The organism is Paracoccus onubensis, from assembly GCF_003591515.1.
Lineage (GTDB): Bacteria > Pseudomonadota > Alphaproteobacteria > Rhodobacterales > Rhodobacteraceae > Paracoccus > Paracoccus onubensis.
In genome coordinates this window covers 44,238-67,769 of sequence record NZ_QZCG01000019.1, presented here as the reverse complement: position 1 = coordinate 67,769, position 23,532 = coordinate 44,238, and the positions used below count along the sequence as shown (strand labels likewise).

Annotated in this window: 21 protein-coding genes; 5 read left to right on the top strand and 16 right to left on the bottom strand. The window is 60.9% G+C overall.

Going from position 1 to position 23,532, the window contains the following annotated elements:
* Both D3P04_RS21475 and D3P04_RS21470 read right to left on the bottom strand, forming a co-directional pair.
* Window positions 1-1,419, bottom strand: a complete 1,419-nt coding sequence (locus D3P04_RS21475; protein ID WP_119751923.1) for an MATE family efflux transporter — start codon at window positions 1,417-1,419, stop codon at window positions 1-3.
* Window positions 1,420-1,561: 142 nt separating this feature from the next.
* Complete coding sequence (locus D3P04_RS21470) at window positions 1,562-2,857, bottom strand: acyl-CoA dehydrogenase family protein (RefSeq protein ID WP_232845123.1); 1,296 nt, start codon at window positions 2,855-2,857, stop codon at window positions 1,562-1,564.
* A gap of 273 nt (window positions 2,858-3,130) precedes the next feature.
* Between D3P04_RS21470 and D3P04_RS21465 the strand changes: the two genes are divergently transcribed.
* The 3 genes from D3P04_RS21465 to D3P04_RS21455 all read left to right on the top strand — a co-directional run bounded on the left by D3P04_RS21465 (window position 3,131) and on the right by D3P04_RS21455 (window position 6,892).
* Window positions 3,131-4,231, top strand: a complete 1,101-nt coding sequence (locus tag D3P04_RS21465; RefSeq protein ID WP_232845122.1) for a phosphotransferase family protein — start codon at window positions 3,131-3,133, stop codon at window positions 4,229-4,231.
* Between the two features lie 123 nt (window positions 4,232-4,354).
* Window positions 4,355-6,061 carry a class I adenylate-forming enzyme family protein gene (locus D3P04_RS21460; protein WP_119751922.1) on the top strand — a complete coding sequence of 569 codons (1,707 nt, stop codon included), beginning with the start codon at window positions 4,355-4,357 and terminating at the stop codon, window positions 6,059-6,061.
* Between the two features lie 66 nt (window positions 6,062-6,127).
* On the top strand, window positions 6,128-6,892 hold the full coding sequence (locus D3P04_RS21455; protein ID WP_119751921.1) for an SDR family NAD(P)-dependent oxidoreductase: 765 nt from the start codon (window positions 6,128-6,130) through the stop codon (window positions 6,890-6,892).
* A 57-nt stretch (window positions 6,893-6,949) separates the two neighbouring features.
* Here the strand turns inward: D3P04_RS21455 and D3P04_RS21450 are convergent, their stop codons facing one another.
* The 6 genes from D3P04_RS21450 to D3P04_RS21425 form a co-directional block, all read right to left on the bottom strand.
* Complete coding sequence (locus D3P04_RS21450; protein ID WP_232845121.1) at window positions 6,950-7,612, bottom strand: TetR/AcrR family transcriptional regulator; 663 nt, start codon at window positions 7,610-7,612, stop codon at window positions 6,950-6,952.
* 89 nt (window positions 7,613-7,701) lie between these two features.
* Window positions 7,702-8,115 carry a PaaI family thioesterase gene (locus D3P04_RS21445; RefSeq protein WP_119751919.1) on the bottom strand — a complete coding sequence of 138 codons (414 nt, stop codon included), beginning with the start codon at window positions 8,113-8,115 and terminating at the stop codon, window positions 7,702-7,704.
* 59 nt (window positions 8,116-8,174) lie between these two features.
* Entirely contained in the window at window positions 8,175-9,488 is a 1,314-nt protein-coding gene (locus D3P04_RS21440) for a TRAP transporter large permease (RefSeq protein ID WP_119751918.1), read from the bottom strand.
* Window positions 9,485-10,048 (bottom strand): TRAP transporter small permease subunit, encoded by a 564-nt coding sequence (locus tag D3P04_RS21435; RefSeq protein ID WP_119751917.1) that lies wholly within the window; start codon window positions 10,046-10,048, stop codon window positions 9,485-9,487. Before D3P04_RS21435 ends, D3P04_RS21440 begins: the two co-directional genes overlap by 4 nt.
* A 126-nt stretch (window positions 10,049-10,174) precedes the next feature.
* Entirely contained in the window at window positions 10,175-11,236 is a 1,062-nt protein-coding gene (dctP, locus tag D3P04_RS21430; RefSeq protein WP_119751916.1) for a TRAP transporter substrate-binding protein DctP, read from the bottom strand.
* A gap of 145 nt (window positions 11,237-11,381) precedes the next feature.
* The gene (locus D3P04_RS21425; protein WP_119751915.1) at window positions 11,382-12,584 is read right to left on the bottom strand and encodes an acetyl-CoA C-acyltransferase; all 1,203 of its coding nucleotides are present in this window, start codon (window positions 12,582-12,584) and stop codon (window positions 11,382-11,384) included.
* 200 nt (window positions 12,585-12,784) lie between these two features.
* On the opposite strand from D3P04_RS21425, the gene D3P04_RS21420 reads away from it, so the two are divergent.
* Window positions 12,785-13,780: an NADPH:quinone oxidoreductase family protein gene (locus D3P04_RS21420; protein ID WP_119751914.1), complete on the top strand. Its 996-nt coding sequence runs from the start codon at window positions 12,785-12,787 to the stop codon at window positions 13,778-13,780.
* Here the strand turns inward: D3P04_RS21420 and D3P04_RS21415 are convergent, their stop codons facing one another.
* A complete protein-coding gene (locus D3P04_RS21415) occupies window positions 13,781-14,440 on the bottom strand; it encodes a histidine phosphatase family protein (protein WP_232845120.1) in 660 nt (219 codons plus the stop codon).
* A 311-nt stretch (window positions 14,441-14,751) separates the two neighbouring features.
* On the opposite strand from D3P04_RS21415, the gene D3P04_RS21410 reads away from it, so the two are divergent.
* Window positions 14,752-16,449 (top strand): thiamine pyrophosphate-binding protein, encoded by a 1,698-nt coding sequence (locus tag D3P04_RS21410; protein ID WP_119751913.1) that lies wholly within the window; start codon window positions 14,752-14,754, stop codon window positions 16,447-16,449.
* Window positions 16,450-16,629: 180 nt separating this feature from the next.
* On the opposite strand, the gene D3P04_RS21405 is transcribed toward D3P04_RS21410, so the two are convergent.
* The 7 genes from D3P04_RS21405 to D3P04_RS21375 are packed head-to-tail and all read right to left on the bottom strand — an operon-like array spanning window position 16,630 to window position 23,434.
* On the bottom strand, window positions 16,630-17,529 hold the full coding sequence (locus tag D3P04_RS21405) for an RDD family protein (protein ID WP_119751912.1): 900 nt from the start codon (window positions 17,527-17,529) through the stop codon (window positions 16,630-16,632).
* Window positions 17,526-18,581 (bottom strand): stage II sporulation protein M, encoded by a 1,056-nt coding sequence (locus tag D3P04_RS21400; protein WP_119751911.1) that lies wholly within the window; start codon window positions 18,579-18,581, stop codon window positions 17,526-17,528. Before D3P04_RS21400 ends, D3P04_RS21405 begins: the two co-directional genes overlap by 4 nt.
* Window positions 18,578-19,894, bottom strand: coding sequence for a DUF58 domain-containing protein (locus D3P04_RS21395; protein ID WP_119751910.1), 1,317 nt, complete (start codon window positions 19,892-19,894; stop codon window positions 18,578-18,580). Before D3P04_RS21395 ends, D3P04_RS21400 begins: the two co-directional genes overlap by 4 nt.
* The gene (locus D3P04_RS21390; protein WP_119751909.1) at window positions 19,894-20,850 is read right to left on the bottom strand and encodes an AAA family ATPase; all 957 of its coding nucleotides are present in this window, start codon (window positions 20,848-20,850) and stop codon (window positions 19,894-19,896) included. The genes D3P04_RS21395 and D3P04_RS21390 overlap by 1 nt, the downstream gene beginning before the upstream one ends.
* Window positions 20,837-22,180: a hypothetical protein gene (locus D3P04_RS21385; RefSeq protein ID WP_119751908.1), complete on the bottom strand. Its 1,344-nt coding sequence runs from the start codon at window positions 22,178-22,180 to the stop codon at window positions 20,837-20,839. The genes D3P04_RS21390 and D3P04_RS21385 overlap by 14 nt, the downstream gene beginning before the upstream one ends.
* On the bottom strand, window positions 22,173-22,964 hold the full coding sequence (locus tag D3P04_RS21380) for a hypothetical protein (RefSeq protein ID WP_119751907.1): 792 nt from the start codon (window positions 22,962-22,964) through the stop codon (window positions 22,173-22,175). Before D3P04_RS21380 ends, D3P04_RS21385 begins: the two co-directional genes overlap by 8 nt.
* On the bottom strand, window positions 22,964-23,434 hold the full coding sequence (locus D3P04_RS21375; protein WP_119751906.1) for a DUF805 domain-containing protein: 471 nt from the start codon (window positions 23,432-23,434) through the stop codon (window positions 22,964-22,966). Before D3P04_RS21375 ends, D3P04_RS21380 begins: the two co-directional genes overlap by 1 nt.
* Window positions 23,435-23,532 lie beyond the last annotated feature (98 nt).

The following is a 23,532-nucleotide window of genomic DNA, read 5'->3' as shown; positions in this document are numbered from 1 at the left end:
TCATCTCCAGCCCGAGGCCCTGACGGCGATGGCGATCACAAGGCCGTAGATCAGCATCGCCGCGGCTATCGCGATGAACACGGCCTGAATGCCCAGATCGGTCGCCCGGCCCAGAAGCATTGCGCCGCCAAAGGCGATGAGGAAGCGGCAGATGCTTCCGGTCACGGGCCATAACATCCGCCCGGCGCCCTGACTGGCAAAGAACAGGGCCAGCCCCAGACCGAAGAAGAAGTAGAATGGCGCGATGGTATGGAAATAGGTCCGCCCGACGGCAAGCGTTTCGGTCTGGTCCTGCGAAAGGAAGATCAGCAGCCACAGATCGGGATTGATCGCCAGCACAACCCCGATACCACCGATAATCGCGGCGGCTGTCAGCGATCCGGTCCAGGCTATGGCAATGGCGCGATCCCGCTGGCCCGCGCCGATATTCGCGCCGACCATGCTGGTCATCGCCGATCCGATACCGAAGACGATGGGGATCATCAGGAATTCCAGACGGGCGCCCAGACCATAGCCGGCCAGCGCCGCCTCTCCGTGACGTCCGACCAGGCCGACCATCGCGACGACCGTCAGAATCGTCAGCACCGAGTTCAGCGACGCCGAAAGTCCGACCCCAAGGATATCCGCGAAAAGCCCCGAACCGGCCAGCGGCGGGCGTCTGCGCAGCGATAAACCAGCCCTGCCCGACAGGATATAGGCGATGGCGGCAAGCGCGCCGATGCCATAGGCTATCACCATTCCCAGTGCCAGCCCCGCCATTCCAAGCGCGGGAAACGGGCCCCATCCCAACCCGAATGCGCCCGACAGGGGGATCGAACCCATCGAAACCAGCACCAGCACGACCGCAGGAGCCACCATATTGCCGGTGCCGCGCAACACGCTGAGCGTCGAATGGCAGAGCCACAAGGAGATGCATCCGGGGAAATACACTGCGGCATAGATCAGGGCGGCGTCCACGGCATTGCCTCCGCCTGCGCCCAGCAGCCCCAGTATCGGGCGTCCGAACAATGCCATCAGTACCGCCGAAAGCGCGGCGATCGACACCGCCAATATCCATGCGGCGACGACCAGACCGGCGGCGCGGCTTTCGTTATTCGCGCCAAGGGCACGGGCGACGGCCGAGGAGATCGCCCCGCCCATGGCGCCGGCGGACAGCGCCTGGGTCAGCGTGACAAGCGGGAAAACCAGCGCAAGCCCGGCAAGCGCCGTCACGCCCATCTGTCCGGCAAAATAGCCTTCCGCGATGCTCATGGCGCATTGCACCGCCATCGCCACGATATTTGGCGCGGCAAGGCGGGCCAATGTCGGCGCGACAGGTGCCTCGAGGAACCGGCGGGTCCGGGCGGCGCGGGTCCGGGATGCCGCATCGGCGCGATCCGGCTGCGGCGATATGGCCGGGTCAGGTTCCCGATGCGACATGATCCGGCCCGGCTCCTTCAGGTTGTCCACAATCGGAAAGCAAGGTTGAAACGGTGCCGATTTGGGCACCTTTGCTTGTAGCCACAGAATTGCAGGATGGAAACGGTTCTTACGGTAAAGGATGTCCCGGCCTGCTCCACGCCTAGTTCCTGATGGTCCAGTTTCGGACCGCCGCCTGCCTGTCATTCGAGCTTTCGAAAGCCTGGCGTTCGGCGCGGGCAATGACGTGATGATGCACCTCGTCCGGGCCGTCGGCAAAGCGGAGGGTGCGCTGCCTGATATACATCTCGGGCAGGTCGGTCCATTGGCTGATACCGGTGGCCCCGTGCATCTGCATGGCGTCGTCGATGATCCGGCAGCATCTTTCGGGCACCATGGCCTTCGCCTTCGAGACCCAGATCCGCGCCTCCTTGTTGCCCAGAACATCCATCGCCCGGGCGGCCTTGAGCACCAGCAGACGCATCGCGTCGATCTCGATTCGGGCGCGCGAGACGGTTTCCATGTTCTTGCCAAGATCGATGATCTTCCTGCCGAACGCTTCCCGGCTCAACCCCCGGTGGATCATCAGGTCAAGCGCCTTCTCGGCCGCCCCGATCGAGCGCATGCAGTGGTGGATGCGCCCCGGTCCCAGCCGAAGCTGGCTGATCTCGAAACCACGACCCTCGCCCCAAAGGATGTTCTGTTCCGGCACCCGGGCATTGTCGAAGACGATATGCATATGCCCATGCGGCGCGTCATCATGGCCGAATACCCGCATCGGACCCAGCACCTTCACGCCCGGCGTGTCCATCGGCACAAGGATCTGGCTTTGCTGGCGGAACGGTTCGGCATCGGGCGAGGTCTTGACCATGACGATCATGATCCTGCAGCGCGGATCGCCCGCGCCCGAGATGAAATATTTCTCGCCGTTGATAACCCATTCGCCATTCTCCAGCACCGCGCTTGTGCTGATATTCTTCGCATCCGATGAGGCGACATCGGGTTCGGTCATGGCGAATGCCGACCGGATTTCGCCGTTCAGAAGTGGCTTTAACCATTTCTCTTTCTGCTCCGGAGTGCCGACCCGTTCCAGCACCTCCATATTGCCGGTATCGGGGGCGGAACAGTTCAGCGATTGCTGGGCAAGGGGGTTCTTGCCCAGTTCAAAGGCGATATAGGCGTAGTCGAGATTGGAAAGCCCTTCTCCGGTTTCCGCGTCGGGCAGGAAGAAGTTCCACAGCCCGGCGCTTTTTGCCCGGACCTTCAGATCGTCAAGGATTTCAAGCTGGCCGGGTGCGAAGGAAAAGCGTTCCTGACGATTCCTGCCCAGCCGTTCATATTCGGCCAGCGCCGGATCGCAATTCTCGCGGATATGCCTGACGACCTTTTCCAGCAAGGGGCGCGCGGCTTCCGACATCGCCAGATTATGCAATTCGTCCTGCGGATTCGCCTGTGACATTCGTTCCCCCCGACATGTGCCGAAACCGGCGTGTCGCCGGAAAACCCGTTCCTTGCCCCGATAATTCCGGGACGTATCGGCCGGTACCGGATTTTCCTGACACTTGTCAGTTTTAATGCCGGGTTTTGTTCCGGGTCAAGCCCGGCGGGCAGTGATTTGCAGATTCCGCAATTTCCCGACCGCGCCGATTGACCGGCCCGAGACCCGGAATTATAGATAACTGACAAGTGTCAGGAAAATCCTTTGCGATGTTCCGCACAGTTGGGAGGTCAGATGAAAACCGGCTCGGGCATGATGCGGCAATCCGGCAATTCCGCGCCGGTTCTGGTCGATCCTCTGCCTGCGCACAGATTCGAGACCGATGCATTGCGGGTCTGGCTGTCAGAACGGTTGCCCGAATTGCGGGACGGCTTCGAATTGCAGCAATTTCAGGGAGGCATGTCCAACCCGAGTTTCATGCTGACCTCGCGTCTGGGTGGGCGCTTCGTTCTGCGGAAAAAACCTCCGGGGAAATTGCTGCCCAAGGCGCATGCCGTCGACCGTGAATATCGGGTGATGCGGGCACTTGGCGACAGCGCGGTTCCGGTTCCCGAAATGATCGCCCATTGCGAGGATCCGCAGGTCATCGGGGCGGAATTCTTCATCATGCGATTTGTCGACGGGCGGGTCATCACCGATCCGGCGATGGGTACGATCCCGCGCGAACAGCGCCCGGCGATGATGCACTCGCTGGTCGATACGCTGATCGATCTGCACCGCGTCGACTGGCGGGCCGCCGGGCTGGAAGGTTTCGGACAGCCCGACGCCTATCTGGCCCGACAGGTCAAGCTATGGGCACGGCAATACGAAGGCGCCAAATCCGATCTTCCGCGGGATTTCGACTATGCGCAACTGGACTGGCTGCGCGACTGGCTGATCGCGCATTCCGATGTGGCGGATCTGGGCGCCATCTCGCATGGCGATTTCCGTCTTGGCAATGTGATCGTCCATCCGACAGAGCCGCGCGTCATTGCCGTTCTGGATTGGGAGCTTTCGACGATCGGTCATCCGCTTGCCGATCTGGCATATCTCTGCCTGCAATATCGCTTTCCGCCGGATCTGCCCAAGGCAGTGGATCCGATGGCGGCGGGACTGCCGGACGAAGCGCAGGTGCTTGACCGCTATTGCAAGGGGATGGGGCTGTCCCGGGTCGAGGATTGGCCGGTTTTCCTTGCCTTTGCCTGTTTCCGCTATGCCGCGATCGTTCAGGGCGTTGCAGCCCGCGCGGCACGCGGCAATGTCAGCAGCGCAAGCGCCGATGCCGAGCAGGACGGAGCCCGTGCCCGGCGCGTGGCAGAGATCGGCTGCCAGATTGCCCGGACCGGGGCAGAGTGACATGCTGATGACCGGTTCAGCCCGCGAATGGTCCGCCATGGGCGGCAGGATCTCTGCGCATGAACGGATCGCGGATATCGTGGCGATATTTGGGATTTCACCCGGCATGAAGAGGCATTTTGCATGACAGCGACCGCTTCGATGAGTTTCGAACAGGCAGTTCACCACGTCACGACCACCAATCCGATGTTCCACACGACCAGGGTGACGGTGAACGGCGTCAGCTACAAGGCGTTTCGAAACTGCCCGCCAAGCATACCCGATCTGATGCGGGATTGCCGGGAACGGCATGGCAATGACGCGGCGGCTTATCTTGCGTATCAGGACGAATGCTGGACCTATGATGAATTCCGCCGTGATGTGAATCGCATCGCATGGTCGCTTCGCGAGCAGCTTGGCGTGACCAAAGGCACCCGCGTCGCCATCGCCATGCGGAACTATCCTGAATTCATGATCTCGTTTCTGGCGATTTCGTCGCTGGGCGCGGTCGTTGTCAATCTGAACGCATGGTGGACGAGCCAGGAACTGGACTACGCCCTGAGCGACTGCGAGGCGCGGGTGATCTTTGCCGACGGGCCGCGCGCCGCGCGTCTGGAGCCGCTGCGAAAACGCCATGACCTGACTATCATCGGAGTCAGGGACGGCGAGCAAGCAGATGCGCCATGCTACAGTTCCATGCTGCGCGCGGCCCCGGATGACGCAGCCGTCACTGCTGCAATCCATCCCGATGACGATTTCCAGATCATGTATTCCTCGGGTTCGACCGGCCATCCGAAAGGCGTGGTCCAGACCCATCGCGGCGCGGTCACGGCAATCTATACATGGGTGATGCAGATGTCGCTGAAGCCGCTCATGTTCCCTGCCGGCCCCGATGCCCCTCCGGCGCTGCCGGTTTCCGTGCTGATCGTTACGCCGCTTTTCCATACCACGGCCTGCCATACGATGTTTCTCTACAGTCTTCTGGCGCCCGCAACCGTGACGCTCATGTACAAATGGGACCCGTATGAGGCGATCCGGCTGATCGAGGCACGGAATGTCACGCGGTTCCTTGGCGTGCCGACCCAATCGGCGGAACTGATGGAGGCGGTGCGCGAAACCGGCGCGGCGCTGCCTTCGTTGCGCTATGTCGGGGCGGGCGGGGCAAAACGCCCGGCGCCGCAGGTCGCACAGCTTGCACGGGCCTTTCCGCAGGCCGATATCGGCACCGGCTGGGGCATGACCGAAACCAATGCATTGGGGATCGGGATGTTCGGCGATGATTATGTCAAACGCCCGGATGCGGCGGGGCGGCTTTACCCGCCGGTGCAGGAAATCCGTATCGTGAACGATGCGGGCGCGGAACTTCCGCCGGGTTCGCTGGGCGAAATCACCGTCAGGAGCCTGGCGAATATGCGCTGTTACCTGAACCAGCCGGCAGAAACTGCACGGGTGCTGAAAGACGGCTGGCTGAGTACCGGGGATATCGGCGTGATCGACGATGAAGGCTTTGTCACCATCCTCGACCGCAAGAAGCATATCATCATCCGGGGCGGCGAGAATATTTCCTGCCTCGAGGTGGAAGGCGCGTTGCATGGTCATCCCGATGTCATCGAGGCCTGCGCCTTCCCCGTCCCGGACGAGCGACTGGGCGAGATCGTGGGAATCGCCATTCAGCTTCGCCCCGGCGCCGGCATGAGCCTTGATGCCATGTCGGATTACCTTGGACAGCATCTGGCGCGATTCAAGATTCCCCAGAAACTCTGGTGCCAATACGAGCCTCTGGCGCGCGGCGCCACGGACAAGACCGACCGCCGCGCCGTGCGCCTTGTCTGTCTTGGGGCGCCGGCCTGACCGCAAGCGATCCGCTGGCGGGTATCGCCGCCCGAAAACCATCGTTGGAAAAAAGGAGTTCCAGACATGATGTTCGACCTGACCGGCAAGGTTGCGCTGCTGACCGGCGCGTCGCGGGGCATGGGATTCGCCATGGCGAAGGCGCTGGCGGAACATGGCGCGACGGTGGTGATATCGGCCCGCAAGCAGGATCAGCTGGATGCGGCCGCAGCCAGCATCAATTCGCTTGGGAAGGGCAGGGCATATGGTGTCGCCTGCAATGTGGGTCATAGGGACCAGTTGCAGGCCCTGGTGGATGAAACCCGTTCCGTTGCGGGCAAGATCGACGTGGTGATCGGCAATGCCGGGGTCAATCCCTATTACGGCCCGACCTCCCAGATCCCCGATGACGCCTATGACAAGACCCTGAAGACGAATGTGCAGTCGAACCTGTGGCTTGCCGGCATGGTGGTGCCCGACATGATCGAAAAAGGCGCGGGCTCGGTCGCCTTCACCTCTTCCATCGGGGCATTCAAGCCTTCGGTCATGCTGGGCACCTATGGCATGTCCAAGCTGGCACTGATCGGGCTGGTGCGGAATCTGGCCGCCGAATTCGGACCCAGGGGCGTGCGATTCAACGCCATCTGCCCGGGATTGGTGCGCACGGAATTCGCGCGCGAATTATGGGAAAACCCCGATGTCGAAAAGCGGATCCAGAACGACATTCCATTGCGCCGGCTGGGAGAACCCGAGGATTTCGCCGGGATCGCGGTTTTCCTTGCCTCGGATGCCAGCCGTTACATGACAGGGCAGGCGCTTACCCTCTGCGGCGGGTCGAATATGTGGACCTGAACAAAGCCGCCCCGTGGGCGATATGGTGACACCCGATCCAAACCCCGGCTTGCGCCCTCAGTCCTCGCCAATACTCGCCCTGATCATGGCGGCCGCGCCTTTCGCGATCGTCCGGGCGATCAGCTCGTCGGGCTGATCACGGTTCAGCCAATCGCGCATGGGTCCGAAAGCACTCAGGAAAACCATCAGATTGGCGATGATCTCCAGCCGCTGATCCCCTGGCCCGACACCCAGCCGATCCGCAAGCTGATCCGCCAGATCCTTCATGACGGCGATTTCGCGCAGCCGCATGGCCCGGCGGTCTTCCTGCCGCAGATGCGGAATGGTCCGATAGGCAAGCAGGGTCGCCTGACGCTTGCGCTTCCACGAAACGATCAGATAGCGCTCGATCGCCTCTTCAAGCGGGACCGAGTGATCGGTCAGAATATCCGGCAGGGTCGGCACATCCGTACGGAACCACAGCTGATTCAGCAGGCGGCGCAGGATATCGTTCTTGTCCGCGATATAATCGTAGATACTGGCCTGATTGACGCCCGAACGCGCGCAGATGTCGCGGATGGTCGTGGCCGCGAAACCCTTATCGATAAAAAGCTCCAGCGCGCCCTCGCAGATCTGCTGGCGCTTGGCCTGGATCAGATCCCGATTGCGGACATTGGTGATATCGGCCTCTTCCAGAAGCTCTTTGCGCACCGCGCGCATACGTGCATTTTCACGAGCCACTGATCCAACGTCTCCGATTTTCCCGGGCCATGCAAAAACCTAGCGGCGCAGGGCAGGCGTTGCAACGTGCCCGCAGTCCACAGGTTATTTCAACCCGTTCGACGATAGCGGAAAACCCCGGTTCCGGTGGCCAGAACCTCGCCGGTATCGTCGGTCACGCGGCCTTCGGCGAAGAAGGTCGAACGGCCGCCGCCCTTGCGCCAGCCCTCGGCGATGAGACGTTTCCCCTTCGGGCGCGACAGAAAATTCACATTCATGGATAACGTCATGGCAAATCTGCGCTGTTCGGGATCGCCGGTATAGCATCCTGCGAAACCCATGACCGTATCCAGCAAAACCCCGTAAATACCGCCATGCGGAATGCCGTAGCGATTTTCGATAAATCTGCGGATCGGCATCTCGAACCGGGAGTAATCTTCTGACCAGTCCGTCAGTTCATAACCCATATGGGACTGAAACGGGTAAGGATCCTCGATAAGATCCGCTTCGATCCGGGTGGTCATATGGTATGGAATCCTGTCTTGCCTTGCCGGAGGGATGCATTCGTCCGGCAAGGCTTCTATCAGCCGTAAAGCAGATTTGGAATGTACAGCGCGATGCCCGGGATCAGGATGATCAGCAGAACGCCCAGCAGCGTCACCAGAACATAGGGAATGACCGAGCTGTAGATGTCGCTCATGGTGACGCCCGGCGGCGCAACGCCCTTCAGATAGAACAGGTTGAACCCGAATGGCGGCGTCATATAACCCACTTCCATCATGATGATGAACAGGATGCCGAACCAGATCGGATCGAAACCCGCTTCGCGGATCACCGGCAGGAAGACCGGCAATGTGATCAGCATGATGCCGACCGGGTCGAGCACCATCCCGAACAGGAACAGAATCATCAGCATGAACAGAAGGGCGCCCCATTTCCCGCCGGGAATGAAGCCCATCAGGTTCGACATCATGCTTTGCGCCCCCAATGCCGTATAGGCCGCCGAGAAGGCATGGGCCGCAAACAGGATCCAGATGACAAGCGCGGTCAGGCGTAGTGTGGCGATCGAGGTGTCATGGATCACCCGCCATGAAAGCTGACGATTGATCAATGTGGCGACAAACGCGCCGAAAACGCCGATGGCAGCGGCCTCGGTGGGTGTCGCATAGCCTCCGAAGATCGCGCCAAGCACGATGGCGACGATGAGGATCGGAAGGATCACGGCCTTCAACGAGCGAAGTTTTGGCCCCCAACCCGCGCGTTCTTCCCGGGGCAGGGCGGGGCCCAGCTCGGGCTGAAGCCAGCAGCGGACCCCGATATAGATCGAAACAAGTACGAACAGCAGCAGCCCCGGCCCAATTCCTGCCGCGAAAAGGCGTCCGACCGAAACCTCGGTCAGCAGCGAATAAAGCACCATGAGGATGGAGGGCGGAATCAGGATGCCCCAGCCTCCGCCCGCATTGATGGCGCCCAATGCCAGTTTCTTGTCATAACCGCGTTCAAGCATCTTGGGCAGCGCGATGGTTCCCATGGTCACCACAGCCGCGCCCGAGATGCCGGACATGGCGGCGAAGATCACGCAGATCAGCACCGTTCCGATGGCCAGGCCGCCGCGCAGCCCGCCCCACCACAGATGCATCATGCTGTAAAGATCGTTCGCGACCCCTGATTTCTCAAGCAATATGGCCATGTATACGAATAACGGGATGGCCATCAATGTAGGCGACTGCATCGTTTCCCACATTTTCGAGGCCAGCAGGTAGAACCCTACGGAACCCATTTCGTAGTAAAGGAAAACGACCGAGATGCCGCCAAGAACGAAAGTCAACGGCGATCCCAGAAGGATGAACAGCAGCAGCGCGCCGAAGAACAGGAATGTCAGGATCTCGACGCTCATGGATGTATCTCCTGTGTGTCCTGAGCATGATCGCTACTGGCCGGGCTGCCAAAGATGTCATCTGGAACCGGCAGGCCCATAACGACCCGGATATCCGCCCAAAGACGGACAAGACCTTGCAGCAAAAGCAGAATTGCGGCGACCGGGATAAGCAGCTTTGTCGGCCAGAGAGGCGGATTCCAGATCGAGTTGGAACGCTCGAGGCTACCGATGGAATCCGAGGCGATGACCCAGCCCTGCCACAGCAATACGCCCACGAAAAGCAGGAAGAGCGGCCATGTCAGGATATCCAGCAGCGCCTTGCGACGGGCGCTTAATTTTCCGTAGAAGATATCGACATTCACATGCGCCCGGTCGGCAAGAAGATACCCGCCTCCAAGGATGGCATAGCCTCCGAATATCAGCGTGGCGAGTTCCGAGGTCCAGATCGTTGGTCTGCCGATCAGATAACGCATGATCACGTCGATCAGCAGGAAGACGAACAGGAAGATCACCGCAAGCGAAACCCAACGTCCGATAAAGCGATTGATGCGCGTTACGGCGCGTGCCGCCTGAAACATGGTTCAAGTTCCTTGTGCAAATTTGCTATGCGGGGGGCAGCCGCCAGCCGCCCGATCCGTCATTTCCGGATTTGTCCAGCCTTGCCGCCGGGGGCCGGTGACAGGCCCGCGCGCAGGCCCGCAAGATCAGACGTAACCCAGATCGGCCATGAGATTGCGGTAGATGTCAGCCGCTTTTCCAGCCATCTCGCTGCGCTGGCCCTCTGACTCCAATATCTCGCCCGACGCTTGCGCCAGCATTTCAAGCACCTCATCGGGCAGGGTCAGAACTTCCAGATTCTGGTTGGCCACGCCATCCGCAATCGCCAGTGCTTCTTCGTGCTGATATTCGGCGGTGCGAAGGAAAAAGCGCGTTTCGATCGTATCCATAAGCGCCGAGCGCAAATCGTCGCTCAAGTCTTCCAGCGCCTTCAGGTTGAACAGATAGGAATCTGTCGTCTGCGCAAGCACCGGCTTGTAGTGATATTTGCACACTTCCCATAGCGACATGGATTTAGCGCCGACCGCCGCGCCCCAATGCGCCCCGTCGACGACACCCGAGCTAAGCGCCTGATACAGCTCGGCGCCCGCGATATATTGCGGAGCGGCGCCTGCGGCTGTCAGGAAATCCATCATCGCCCCGGCCGAGCGGATCTTGAGACCCTGGAAATCGGCGGCCGACTCGATCTTTTTGGATGCGGTCATCTCGACCGGCAGGACCTTTTCGGGCTTCAGCATGACGCCTTTCGGCGCCAGTTCTTCGTTCAGCAGCGCCTCGAGCCCCAGATTTTTCAGAGCATGCGAAAATTCCCACGCCTCCCTGAAAGTGCCGGGCATGCCATAGACGAAATTCGCGACCGTCGCCTGATCCTCGAAATAGGAAGCGGCCAGCGTTCCCATGGGAACCACGCCCTTGCTGACGAGATTGAAGATATCCGGACCCTTGGCGAACTCTCCCTCGCCAAGAAGTTCAAGCTTGAATGCGCCGTCGGTGCGTTCGGCAAGGATGGCTGACATCGTTTCAAGACTGTCCGTGAAAGATGCCGATGCCTTGGGCCAGTGAGCCTGCACCCGCCAGGTCACCTCACCGGCGGCCAAAGCCTTGCCGACAAGCGCCGGTGACGCAACCGCCGCAAGCGCCCCGCCGCGCAGCAATGCACGCCGTTTGATCCCTGCCGCTGTGGCGGAAACCTTGTTGGTATATTTCATCTTATCCTCCCGTTGGTTTCAATCCGGCTGTTTGCGCCGCCGTTATTCTTTATTCCCCTGACAAGTGTCCGGGAAATTCCCGGCATGATTCGTGTAAATTTTATAATTGTATTTCATATCATTACCCTGTTATTGGCGGTGAATTTCAAAGAACTTCGAACAATCCCGCCGCACCCATGCCGCCGCCGACGCACATGGTGCAGACGACGTATTTGGCGCCGCGTCTTTTGCCCTCGATGAGGGCATGGCCGACCATGCGCGCGCCCGACATGCCATAGGGATGGCCGATCGAGATCGCGCCGCCATTCACGTTCAGCAACTCATCCGGGATTCCAAGAACCCGGGCCGAGTGAAGGACCTGACAGGCAAATGCCTCGTTCAGTTCCCACAGATCGATATCTTCCACCTGCAATCCATGCAGCCGCAGCAAAGGGGGAACGGCATGGATCGGCCCGATGCCCATTTCATCCGGTGCCAGACCCGCCGCCATGACCCCGATATACCGGCCAAGCGGTTGCAGCCCCATCTTCTCGGCTTTCCGTGCTTCCATCAGGACCGAGGCCGATGCGCCATCCGAAAGCTGCGAGGCATTCCCGGCGGTGATATGCTTCCCTTCCCCGATGACCTGACCGTCCTTGAACACTGGCGAAAGGCGCTGCAAATCCTCCAGCGTGGTCCGGGGGCGGTTGCCTTCGTCACGATCAAGTTCGACCGCGACATCCGAGACCTCGCTGGTTTCCTTGTTCACGACTTTCTTGACGGTTTTCAGCGGCACGATCTCATCGTCGAACCTGCCGGACTTTTGCGCCTCGGCTGTGCGCTGCTGCGACCGCAGGGCGTAGGCGTCCTGATCCTCGCGCGTGATCCCGTATCGCTCGGCGACGATTTCGGCGGTTTCCAGCATGGTCATGTAAAGCGAGGGGAGATGCCGGTCGATCCAAGGGTCGGTGCGGCGATCCTGACGCAGATTCTGGTTCTGGACCAGACTGATACTTTCAACGCCGCCACCAATGGCGATATCCATGCCGTCATGGATGATCTGCTTGGCCGCCGTCGCAATCGCCATCATCCCCGAGGCGCATTGCCGGTCGATCGACATGCCCGCTATCGTATCGGGCAAACCGGCCCGGATGACTGCCTGCCGGCCGATATTGGCACCCGTGCTGCCCTGCTGGATGGCACAACCGATGATGCAATCCTGTATTTCCGCCGGATCGACGCCCGCCCGGCTGACCGCATGGGACACTGCATGGCCGATCAGTTGCTGGGCCTGCGTATCGTTGAATGCGCCCCGATATGCTTTGCCAATAGGGGTCCGCGCGGTGGAAACGATTACGGCATCACGCATATCTTGCCTCCCATATCTTTTGCGGCGGCCGGGATTCGATGGCGGTACCGCCTGAACCGGCGCCGGGCGCGATCCCAAGCAAGAATGCCCTGCCCGCTTTCCTGCATGGGTGTTTCGCTATGCAAAATGCCATTTTGAAAATCGTTTGACAAGATGGACGCTTCTTTGGCCTATTGAGGCCGAAATGAAAGGAGGGCGACATGAGATCCATGCTGAGCCTTGGGCCGGGTGGACCCGAAACACTCGTCCTGACAAGGCAGTCCATGTCGCAACCGGGACCGGGGCAGGTGCTGCTTCGGGTCCGTGCCGCCGGGGTCAACTTTCCCGATACGCTGATCATTCGCGACCTGTATCAGGTCAAGCCTCCGCGCCCCTTCGCGCCGGGCGGCGAAGTTTCTGGCGAGATTGCGGCGATAGGTGAGGATGTCAGCGGTTTTGTCGTCGGGGATCGCGTTCTGGCCCTGACCGGTCATGGCGGATATTCCACACATGTCATTGCCGAGGCCACGCGGACGGTCAGGATACCCGACCAGATGCCCTTCGATGAAGCGGCCTGCTTTCTGTTCACCTATGAGACCTCACATCACGCATTGAAGGATCGCGCACAGCTTCGGCAAGGCGAGACGCTTCTGGTGCTTGGCGCGGCAGGCGGTGTCGGTGCCGCGGCCGTCGAGCTTGGCAAGGCGGCGGGGGCTCGGGTCATCGCGGCGGTTTCATCGCCGGAAAAGGCAGAATTCTGCCGGGATCTTGGGGCCGACGAGATCATCATCTATCCGCGCGAGATGAATCGTGACGCGCAGAAGCAATTCTCCGATCAGATCAAATCGCTGACCGGCGGCGAGGGCGTGGATGTGGTCTATGACGCGGTGGGCGGGGATTATGCCGAACCGGCGCTGCGTGCACTGGCATGGAAGGGGCGCTTTCTGGTCGTGGGATTTCCTGCGGGAATTCCCAGGATCCCGCTTAATCTTACCCTTCTCAAGGGATGCCAGATCATGGGCGTCTTCTGGGGCGCTGCGGTTCGGCGCGAGCCGGAAGGTCACGCCGAGAATGTGGCAGAGCTGTTTTCGCTATATGCCGGCGGGCGGATAAAACCCCGCATCTGCGCGCGCTACCCGCTTGAACGGGCGGGAAAGGCGCTTGCGCTGCTGCAGGATCGGAAGGTGCTTGGCAAGGTCGTGCTGACCGTCGATTGATCACTCCAGATGCGTGGTGTCGTTGAATCGCCTTGCGATCATCGTCTCGCCGTGAATCACCAGCAGGCTGATCGATCCGTTATCGGCACGGTTGAACGCAAATGGCCTTGCGCCGGTGGCAATCGACATGGCCGCGCCGATCACGCCGCCATGCACGAAAACCGCGACCCGCGAATCCGGATGCGCCGCCGCGATCCGCAACAATCCGCGCCGGACACGCAGATGAAGCGCGTCGGTCGTTTCCGCGCCGGGGATCTCGCCCCATTCATGCCGCTGCATCGCTTGCAGATAGGCGGGATGTTTTTCGGTCGCGTGAAAGCGATATGCGCCTCCGTCCCATTCCCCCAGACATACTTCACGCAGATCCGCCTCGATCCGGGGTTCCAGGCCCAGTGCCGCGGCCAGAGGTGCGGCAGTCTGATGGGTACGTTGAAGCGTGGTCACATAGATCGCCGCGATATTGCTGTTCCGAAGCCGCTGTCCCACGGCCCGCGCCTGCGCCTCGCCGTCCGGATGCAGTGCCGGGTCGCCGTGACCGTCCTTCAGCGGGAAGTCTTCGCCCCGCAGCGCGGGCATGGATTCGCCATGCCGGACAAGGAAAAGTTCCGCCGCGCCGGCAGGAGGCGCAAACCGGCTTTGTCGTGCTTCGTCGTTCATCATCGGCCTTTCGGATCTATCGCATTGCCGTATTGCCCGGCACGCGTCAGGGCATGGAGCAGATGGCAGATTATTGCAAGTTTTGCGCCCCTTGCCGTAACCCTTGACCCATATATAGCGGGGATCCCGCAAGTTTGATCCCTGATGGCCGTCATTCCGTTTGCGGGCTTGTCATGCATCCACTATCCCATGCCAAAGGATGACATATTGCGGTCCGGCCAGCACCGTGCTTGTCTGGTTCCGCCAGGATATGCGCGAACAAAGCCTGGCTTTCCATGCGGGCGAATGGCCACTGTGAAATAACGGAGACGAACATGCTGCAATCTTCCCAGACACCGGTCCGAAGCGGCGGCCAGATCCTTGTCGATCAGCTTCTGATCCATGGTGCGGATACCGCTTTCTGCGTTCCCGGAGAAAGCTATCTGGAAGTGCTGGACGCGCTGCATGACGTGAAGGACCGTTTCACCCTGATCAACGCGCGGCACGAGGCGGGTGCCGCCGATATGGCCGAGGCACATGGCAAGCTGACCGGAAAGCCGGGGATCTGCATGGTGACGCGCGGCCCGGGTGCCTGCCATGCCGCGATCGGCGTGCATATCGCGCAGCAGGACAGCACGCCGATGATCCTGCTGGTCGGTCAGGTCGCCCGCGACACCACAGACCGCGAGGCGTTTCAGGAGATCGATTACCGCGCCATGTTCGGCACCGTGGCGAAATGGGCTACGCAGATCGACGATGCGCGGCGCGTTCCCGAATATATGGCGCGGGCCTTCCGCGTCGCGACCTCGGGTCGCCCCGGGCCGGTTGTTATCGCCCTGCCCGAAGACATGCTGACCGATCGCGTCGCCGTGGCGGATGCGCGGCCCTATACCGCGACCAGCGCCGGCCTTGCCGCGGAATCGGTCGAAGCGGTGAAGGCGGAACTGAAAACCGCGAAACGCCCGCTGATGCTGGTTGGCGGATCGGGCTGGACCGATCAGGCGGCGATGGCGATCACCCGCTTTGCCGAGACGAACAATATTCCCGTCACCTCGGCGTTTCGCAGGCAGGACATCGTCGACAACCGTTCGGCATGCTATGCGGGCGATTTCGGCACCTCGACCGGCCCGGATCTTTACCGGCATCTGGCAGAGGCCGACCTGCTTCTGGTCATCGGCGCGCGGCTGGGCGAGATGACGACCCGCGCCTATAGCACGCTGGATTCACCAAATCCCGGCATCCGGCTGGTCCATATCCATCCCGATGCTGATGAGATTGGCCGCGTCTATTCCCCCGATCTGGGGCTGGCCGGAACCCCTGCCGGGGCTGCTGCTGCCCTGGATGGCTGCGATCTGGGCCATGCGGATGACTGGGCCGAATGGTGCGCCACGCTGAATCGCGATTATCTTGCCGATACCGAAGCGCCCAATGGCGGCGACTGGGCGCTTGATATGGGTGTCGTGCTGGCGCAGCTTCGCGACAATCTGCCCGCCGATACCGTGGTGGCGATGGATGCGGGCAATCACAATGGCTGGCCGCAGCGATATATGCGCTATGGCCGTCCGGGCCGGGTTCTGGGTTCGACCTGCGGGGCGATGGGATATTCCGTACCCGCCGCCGTGGCGGCCGCGATTGTGAATCCCGACCGGCTGGTGCTGTCCTTCGTGGGCGATGGCGGCTTCATGATGAGCGGGAACGAATTGGCCACCGCCGCGCAATACGGTGCCTGTCCCATCGTGCTGCTGTTCAATAATGGCATGTATGGCACGATCCGAATGCATCAGGAGCGGGAGCATCCCGAGCGTGTTTCAGGCACGACCCTGCGCAATCAGGATTTCTGCCGCATGGCCGAAGGTCTGGGGTGTTACGCCGAGCGTGTGACCCGGACCGAGGATTTCGCCGCCGCCTTTGACCGGGCGCGGGAAAGCGGACGCCCCGCAGTGCTGGAACTGGTGACGGATCCCGAACAGATCTCGACCCGGACGACGATCTCGGCACTTCGGAAGGCGGCAAAGGAGCGGCTGGCGGGCTAGAGCGTGTCTCGCTGAATCGGAAATGCCGGTTACTTGTGTTCCGCGATGGCCGGGGGCCAGCCCCCGGACCCCCGGGATATTTGAGTGAAGAAGAAGCCTGATCGATACCGGATCGTTTTGCCGGGGAGGATGCGGTATCTGACAGGAAGGAGTGAAGGCCAGCGGTGGGTGGTGGTGCCTTTACGGGCGGTGATCCGAGTCTGACCGGGCTTTGGGCGTCGGTTTTTCGCTTTTCCCGGCATGGAACTTGTTCTCGCGGGTGTCGCCGAACAAATGCCTGCTTTCAAGGAATTCGCGCTGCTGACGGTAGAAATCCGACAGGAAATCCCAATGATCCGAGGGGGGTACCTGTCCTTCGAACCCGATCTTTTCGGCAATCGTCCGCGCGACCGCATCAAGCCGGTCGGTCGCTTCCTGCGTATGAGGCGGTTCGCGCAGGATCTGTTCAAGGGTTTGCAGTTCAAAGCGGCCGTAAACGCCCAACTGCTCGGGTGTGAAGGTGAAATCGACCCGGTCCGACGGGTTCTGCACCGCCAGATCGGGCAGCAGCACGGTTGCCGGCTGATCGACAACCAGCGTTCCGGCGATCATGTCGCCCAGACGCTGGTTGCGCTTGCTGAACAACGGAACGCAAAGAACCGCGATCATCCAGAATGTCATGAAGGCCTTGCTTTCCGAGCCGATCAGATCGCCGCCGAACAGCACCACGATCGGCATGAAGACCTCGACCTCCTTCATCAGGTTCCGCACCACGATCTGATAAGCCGAAAGCCGCTTTCCGTCGGCACTGATCACACGGGTTTTCGTGATCCGCTTGCCCAATGTGCGCCCGTTCCAGACCAATTCGGAGAAGATATAATAGGGGGTGCGGACCAGGAAACTCAGCAGGAAGAACAGGGCGGCAAGAAAGGACCAGTCCCAGATTCCGGTGAAAATCATCAGCCAGAAGAACAGGATCAACCCGCCATAAGTCAGCAGGATATCGATAAGCTGCCCGCCGAACCGCGCGCCGATCGAGGCAAGCGCAAAGCTGATCGGCACGCCTTCGGGCGGATGTATGGACAGGGTCTTGCTGCTCATGTTCCGGCGCTTTCCTGATCGGCATTCAGCCCGCCCGTCGCATCCTCGCGCCCGCCAAGCAGGAACCATGCCAGCCAGAGGGCGCCGATCCCCCAGCCGACGATCAGGCGCCACATTGTGTCCTGTACCAATTGCCTCAGGAAACCCTCGATCATCGCGGCGGCGATCAGCATCAGCCCCGCCAGGATGATCAGCGTCACGGCATCCCGCCCGGCGCGGTACAGGGCCTCGCTGCGGCTGCAACTGCCGGGTTCCAGAACTGCAAGGCCAAGACGCGCGCCGCCGCCGCAGGCGATGGCGATTGCGGAAATCTCGGTGACGCCGTGGATCGACAGCCAGCCGAAAGCCTCGAATCCCAGCCCGGCATCGGCGAACATGGTGACGAAAGCGCCAAGCACCAGCCCGTTATAGAAGGTCAGCACAAAGCTTGGCAGGGCGCCGAATACACCCAATGCGAAGATCAGGATCGCGATCTGGGTGTTATGCGAGAACAGGAATGTCGAAAAGACGGCCAGATGTTCGTGATTCTGATCACCGTCATCGAACAATGTACTGCGCAGATAATCGACCGACGCTTCCGGCGTGCGCCCGTCGGCCAGACCGCCGGGAACGAAGGTGAAGAACCAGCTTGGATCCTGCCGGTAAAGGATATGCGCGACCACCGCGCCGAATATCATCATGAAGAAGCCCAGAAGGATCGGGAACCATGATCTGCGTACGGCCTGCGGTATCCGCCGGGACAAGAAGCGGGATGTCACGCCGCGAATGCTTTCCTGCGGCGCATAGACGACCAGATATGCACGGGCGCAAAGCGCCGCCAGATAGGTTTCAAGCGCCTTGTCCATTGAAATGGCCCGCGCAAGACTAAGCGAACTCATTGCCTGTCGGTACAGGCTGGCAAGCGCCATCGTGTTCCCGTATCCCAGACTCTGCACGCCGGATTTCTCGGCCCGGCTGACCAACTCGTCGAGTTTCTTCCAGTTTTCCTCGCGCTCTGCCCTGAAGCGGGAAGAGCGGATCAGATCGGCCGGGATGTCATGCTCGGGCGTCATATCAACTCCTGTGCCTTGATATCGACGTAACGCGAGATCAGCCCGGCAGTGAGATCCTCGGGCGCGGTGTCGAGGCACAGCACCCCCAGACGGTTAAGCCGGTCATACACGCTTTGCCGTTCCTGCCGGAACTGGCGGGCGGCCACGGCAAGCGCGACATCGTCCATGCCGGTACTTTCCGGCTGGGCCAGAGTTTCGATATCCGGCTCGCGGAAGGCGACGTACAGCACCAGATGCTGCCGCGAAATCACGGCCAGATTCTCGACCATCAGTTGCACCGTTTCGCTGTCGGCGAATTCCGAGAACACGACCACCAGCGAGCGGCGCGACAATACGCCGTTCAGATGCGAAAGCCCCAGCGTGTGGTTGGTTTCGGCTTCTTCCGGGAACAGATCCGCCCCTTCCGACTGAATCAGGTTGAACGCATTTCGTCCGGGCCGGGGCGGCAGAAAACGGCCGGGGCGGCTGCCGAAATTGTAGAAACCCACATTGTCGCCGCCCAGCCCTCCGGCCCATGCCAGTGCAAGCGCCGCGTTGAAGGCGCGGTCGAATCGGGAAACCCCGCCGATCTGCTCACCCATCAGATGCCCGCTATCCAGGCACAATACGATCTGGTGATTGCGCTCGGCCCTTGTTTCACGCGCGATCAGTTCCCGCCTCCGGGCTGAACGCTTCCAGTCGATCATGCGGGGATCCATGTCGCTTTGGAACTCGCGCAGCTGGTGGAACTCAGAGCCCTGTCCACGGATCTGCATGGATTTCAGCCCGTCGGTCAAAGGCAGCAACCGGGTCTGAATCTCGCCGTTCAGAACGGGCTGGATATCGGGCTGGATGCGGATATCCAGATCCAGCGGCCGGCTTGGCATGATTTCGAATAATTGCAGGCGCGACGGAAAACGCAGCCATAACCGTTCGATCCGGGAATTGCCGCGTGCCCGCAATCCGAGCGGCAGGGATATCTTCATCCTGCCTGCTCCGGCATCGGGCCGGATCGTCAGCGTTTCGGATTCGGGGACGATATGGTCGTCATGGCTGATCCGAAGCTGCATATCTGCGGGGAGCTGCCCCTTCATTGCCGCAATCTCGACATCCAGCGCAACCATCGTTCCGACAAAACCCCGTTGCGGCAGATCGGCCTTGATCGTGAATCGGCGCGGCGCGGGCGAGATCAGCAGATCCAGCGCCCCGGCCATCGCCAGAATAAACCATAGCGCAAAGGCGTATATCCCGTTATCGGGGCTGAAAAGCCCGACGGACAGGCTTGCCGCCGATGCGACAACGCCAAGGATGACAAGAAGCCGCGACGGTCTCATCAGCGCGGCGCATCTACACGCTGGATGATTGCCTCAAGCACGTCGTCGGGGCGACGCCCCTCGATCTCGGCCGAGGGGCCAAGCACAAGACGATGCCGCAGTGCTGGGGTGAACAGCATCTGCACATCGTCGGGCAGGGCATAATCCCGGCCCTCGAGCGCCGCCCTTGCCCGGACCGCCCGCGCCAGCGAATCCGCCGCGCGGGTCGAGGCGCCGTGCTGGATGTCTCCGTTATTTCGGGTCGCCCGCAGCAGATCGACGATATAGGTGATGATCGTGCTGTCCAGACGGATGGAATCCACCAGTTCATGCCCGGCGCGCAGGGTGCCGCGATCAAGCACCTTGCGCAATTCCCGCCGCCCGCTATCCGCGTCAAGCGGCAGCCCGGCATTGCGGGTCAGAATGTCGATCTCGGCCTGCCGGTCCGGGAAATCCACAAGTATCTTGAACAGGAAACGGTCAAGCTGCGCCTCGGGCAGCGGATAGGTTCCGTGCTGTTCGATCGGGTTCTGGGTGGCAAGCACGAAGAAATCGCCGCCCAGCGGATAGCTGGTGCCGTCGATCGTCACTTCCCGTTCGTTCATGGCCTGCAGCAGCGATGCCTGAGTCTTGGGCGGGGCGCGGTTGATTTCATCGGCAAGAAGGATATCGGTGAAGACCGGTCCCTTGGTCAGATGGAACGCATTGGTCTGGAAATTGAACAGGTTGACGCCCAGAACATCGCTGGGCATCAGGTCGGGGGTGAACTGAACCCGTCCGAATTCCAGATCGACCACCTGCGCGAGGCATCGCGCCAGCAAGGTCTTTGCGGTGCCCGGAGGCCCCTCCAACAGGCAATGCCCGCGCGCGAAAAGCGAGACCAGAAGCATGTCGATCAATTCGTCCTGCCCCTGCACGACCGAACCGATTTCGCCGCGTATATCGGCGGCAAGCGATTGAAATTCAGGCAGATCCATAAATATTCATGACCTTTTTGCGAAGTGACTGATATTGCGCGAGCTGCGCCGAAAGCTGATGCGGGGGCATTGCCGGTCCACTCTCTATCAGGCCCTGCGAGACCGCGCCGAATTCCTGTGCAAGTTCCGGATCACGTCGGGCAAGCATGGCCAGCGCGCGTTCCGTTCCCCGCAATCCCTCATCCCGGCCCAGCAGATTTCGGGCAAGATCCGCCATCTGCGCCCGGACGAGATCCGAAACCAGCTGCCCGTCATGCCCTGACAGGCGCAACAGCCGCGCCTTGGCCCCCAGAGAAACCCGTTTCGTGCGTTCGCGCATGACGCTTTGCGCACCCATCCCGAACTGGTTGATCGGACCGAAGCGAAGCGAGCCGCGCCAGAACGCAAGCGCCGAGACGATCAGCAGCGATGCCCATAACAGTGAGAACGGATATTCGAAGAACCGCGAGAATTCCTCGCTGTCACGGCTGTAATCCTGCCGTTCGTCCTCCCATTCCTGTTTGGTCGTGGTCACGGACAGAAAATCGACATAGATCGCGCCGGGGCGAGCCTCTTGTTGCAGACGTTTGAGGAAGCTGGCGGTGAATGCGGCGTTATCCGCAACCGCAAGGCCATGATTATTCAGCAGATCCGGGTCGGACAGGAACCATACGGGCAATTGATCGGATTCCCACTGGCAGCGCAAAACCAATGCGCCGGAATCCAGCCCGATGACCTCGCGGCAATCATCGGTCAGCGTTGCCCGGTCGAAAAGCTGCGCATGGAATAATTCCACCCGCTCGCCAGAGCGTTGCGCCGAGCCGGTGAATTCAGGCCCTTCCCTGATGATGGCGGTATCGCCCAGGCCCAGCTGCAGCTTCAAGCGGTCCAGATCGTCCGGCGCGATCAGCGATTGTTCATGCGCGACGCCCAACTCCACCATGGCACCACGCCATTTCGGCAATGCCACAAGGGCCGGGATCTGGTTGATCTTCTGGTCGAACTCCCACTCGTCCATCTGGCGCAGGGTCGGCGCGGCGATACGCTCTTCCCGATTATCGGGCGCGTTTTCGTAACTGTACAGATCCACATCGTAAAGCGGCACCACCGTCAGTCCGAAATCCTCGGCGGGGAGGATAAGTCGCGGATTGGCCGTTCGCGCGTCCAGACCCTGAGATCGAAGCCACGGCGCCAGCCCGGCCAGCCCGATTGGCGATTTGTCCAGCGCCCGGTCGCGTGCGTTATTCGCGCCGATGCTGAGCAGCCAAAGCCCCAATCCGGCAAGAATCACCACGATCAACAGTATGAACAGTCCGGATTTGCCGCTTTTCCTGCCCCGCCCCTCAGCCATCCGCCGCACCCCTGCGGGTTTCGGCGAGGATCGACCGGCCAGCATCGAGCATGGCCGAAAATTCGGCCTCTCCGACCTGGCGGCCGCCATAATGCGCGAGTTCCGCCGTTTTCAGAATCTCGGACAGGCGATTGCCGTGGATATATTCACGCGGCAAGCGGGCGAATGCGCGCCGTTCCGTATCGGAACGCGCAAAGCGGATCTGCGTCGCAGTCCCGGCGGCCAGCAGACAATGCCGCAACAGCAGGACAAGCGCGGTTCCGCGATCGGACATCTGCGCAAGCCTGGACAGCAGATCTGCCGGGCTCGCTGCGGTTTCCTGCGCGGACATCTTCCAGCCGTCGGGTGCGTCTTCGGGTTTGGTGGCGGCATCCGTGGGCGCACGGGCAAGCAATGCGCCGCCGCCCGCGAATTTCATCCAGGCCGCCAGCCCCGCCAAAAGCAACAGCACGGCAACTGCGACACCCGCGCCATTCATGTCGAATAACGGTTCGCGGGAAAGATCGGGGGGGCCGTCAGGTTCTTCGGATGGCAGCCGTCGGCCGGTGACCAGTTGCCCCTCGATGCGCGTCGCATAGGTCGTATCGGGATTCAGTCGCTGTTTCGCCACGATTTCCGCATAAGCATCAGTGCTTTCCCCTTGCGGTGCGGGAATGCTTTCGATGATGCGATAGCCGTTCTTTTCCCCGGATTGCTGCGCCACGGCAGGCGCGGCGCAAAAGGCAATCAGGGCCGGAACGAAGACGACAGATCCCCGCCGAAGACAGGGCGGGAACGACGCCATCAGGCAAAAACTTCGGCACTCGATTCCGGATTGAGGGGATCGGGGCCGTATTTGTTGGGGCCGTCAGTGCCCCTGAGCACGGTAATCACGAATGATGCCACCGTGATGATGAGTCCCGGAATCTCGGTTCCGATGACGCTGAAGATGCCCGGCACCACAAAGACGGCCAAAACCCACCAGCCGGACAGGTTCCGGTCATGGAATCTGCGAACCATGACCGAAATCGACGGCAATGTAAGGGCGAGAACCACGATTCCGACAATCACGAACAGGATTATCGTGACCGCTCCAAATCCGGTGCCTTGCGAGGAGTAAAGAAGGCCGGACGCCAACATGATAAGTGCGATACCGCCAAGCAGAACCAGATAATAGAAAAGCTGGAACCACCAATATTCCGAGCGCGGCGCCCGGCCAGAAAACGTGACGTATTTTTCACGCAGACACGTGCGAACTGCCTCTTTAAAACCCATATCGATTCCCCAGAGTTATCGGGCTTATGCCGATCAACCAGATGTGAACGGCTTAAATCTGCATTGAAACGATCGGCGGCGCAAGATGCCGGGCATTC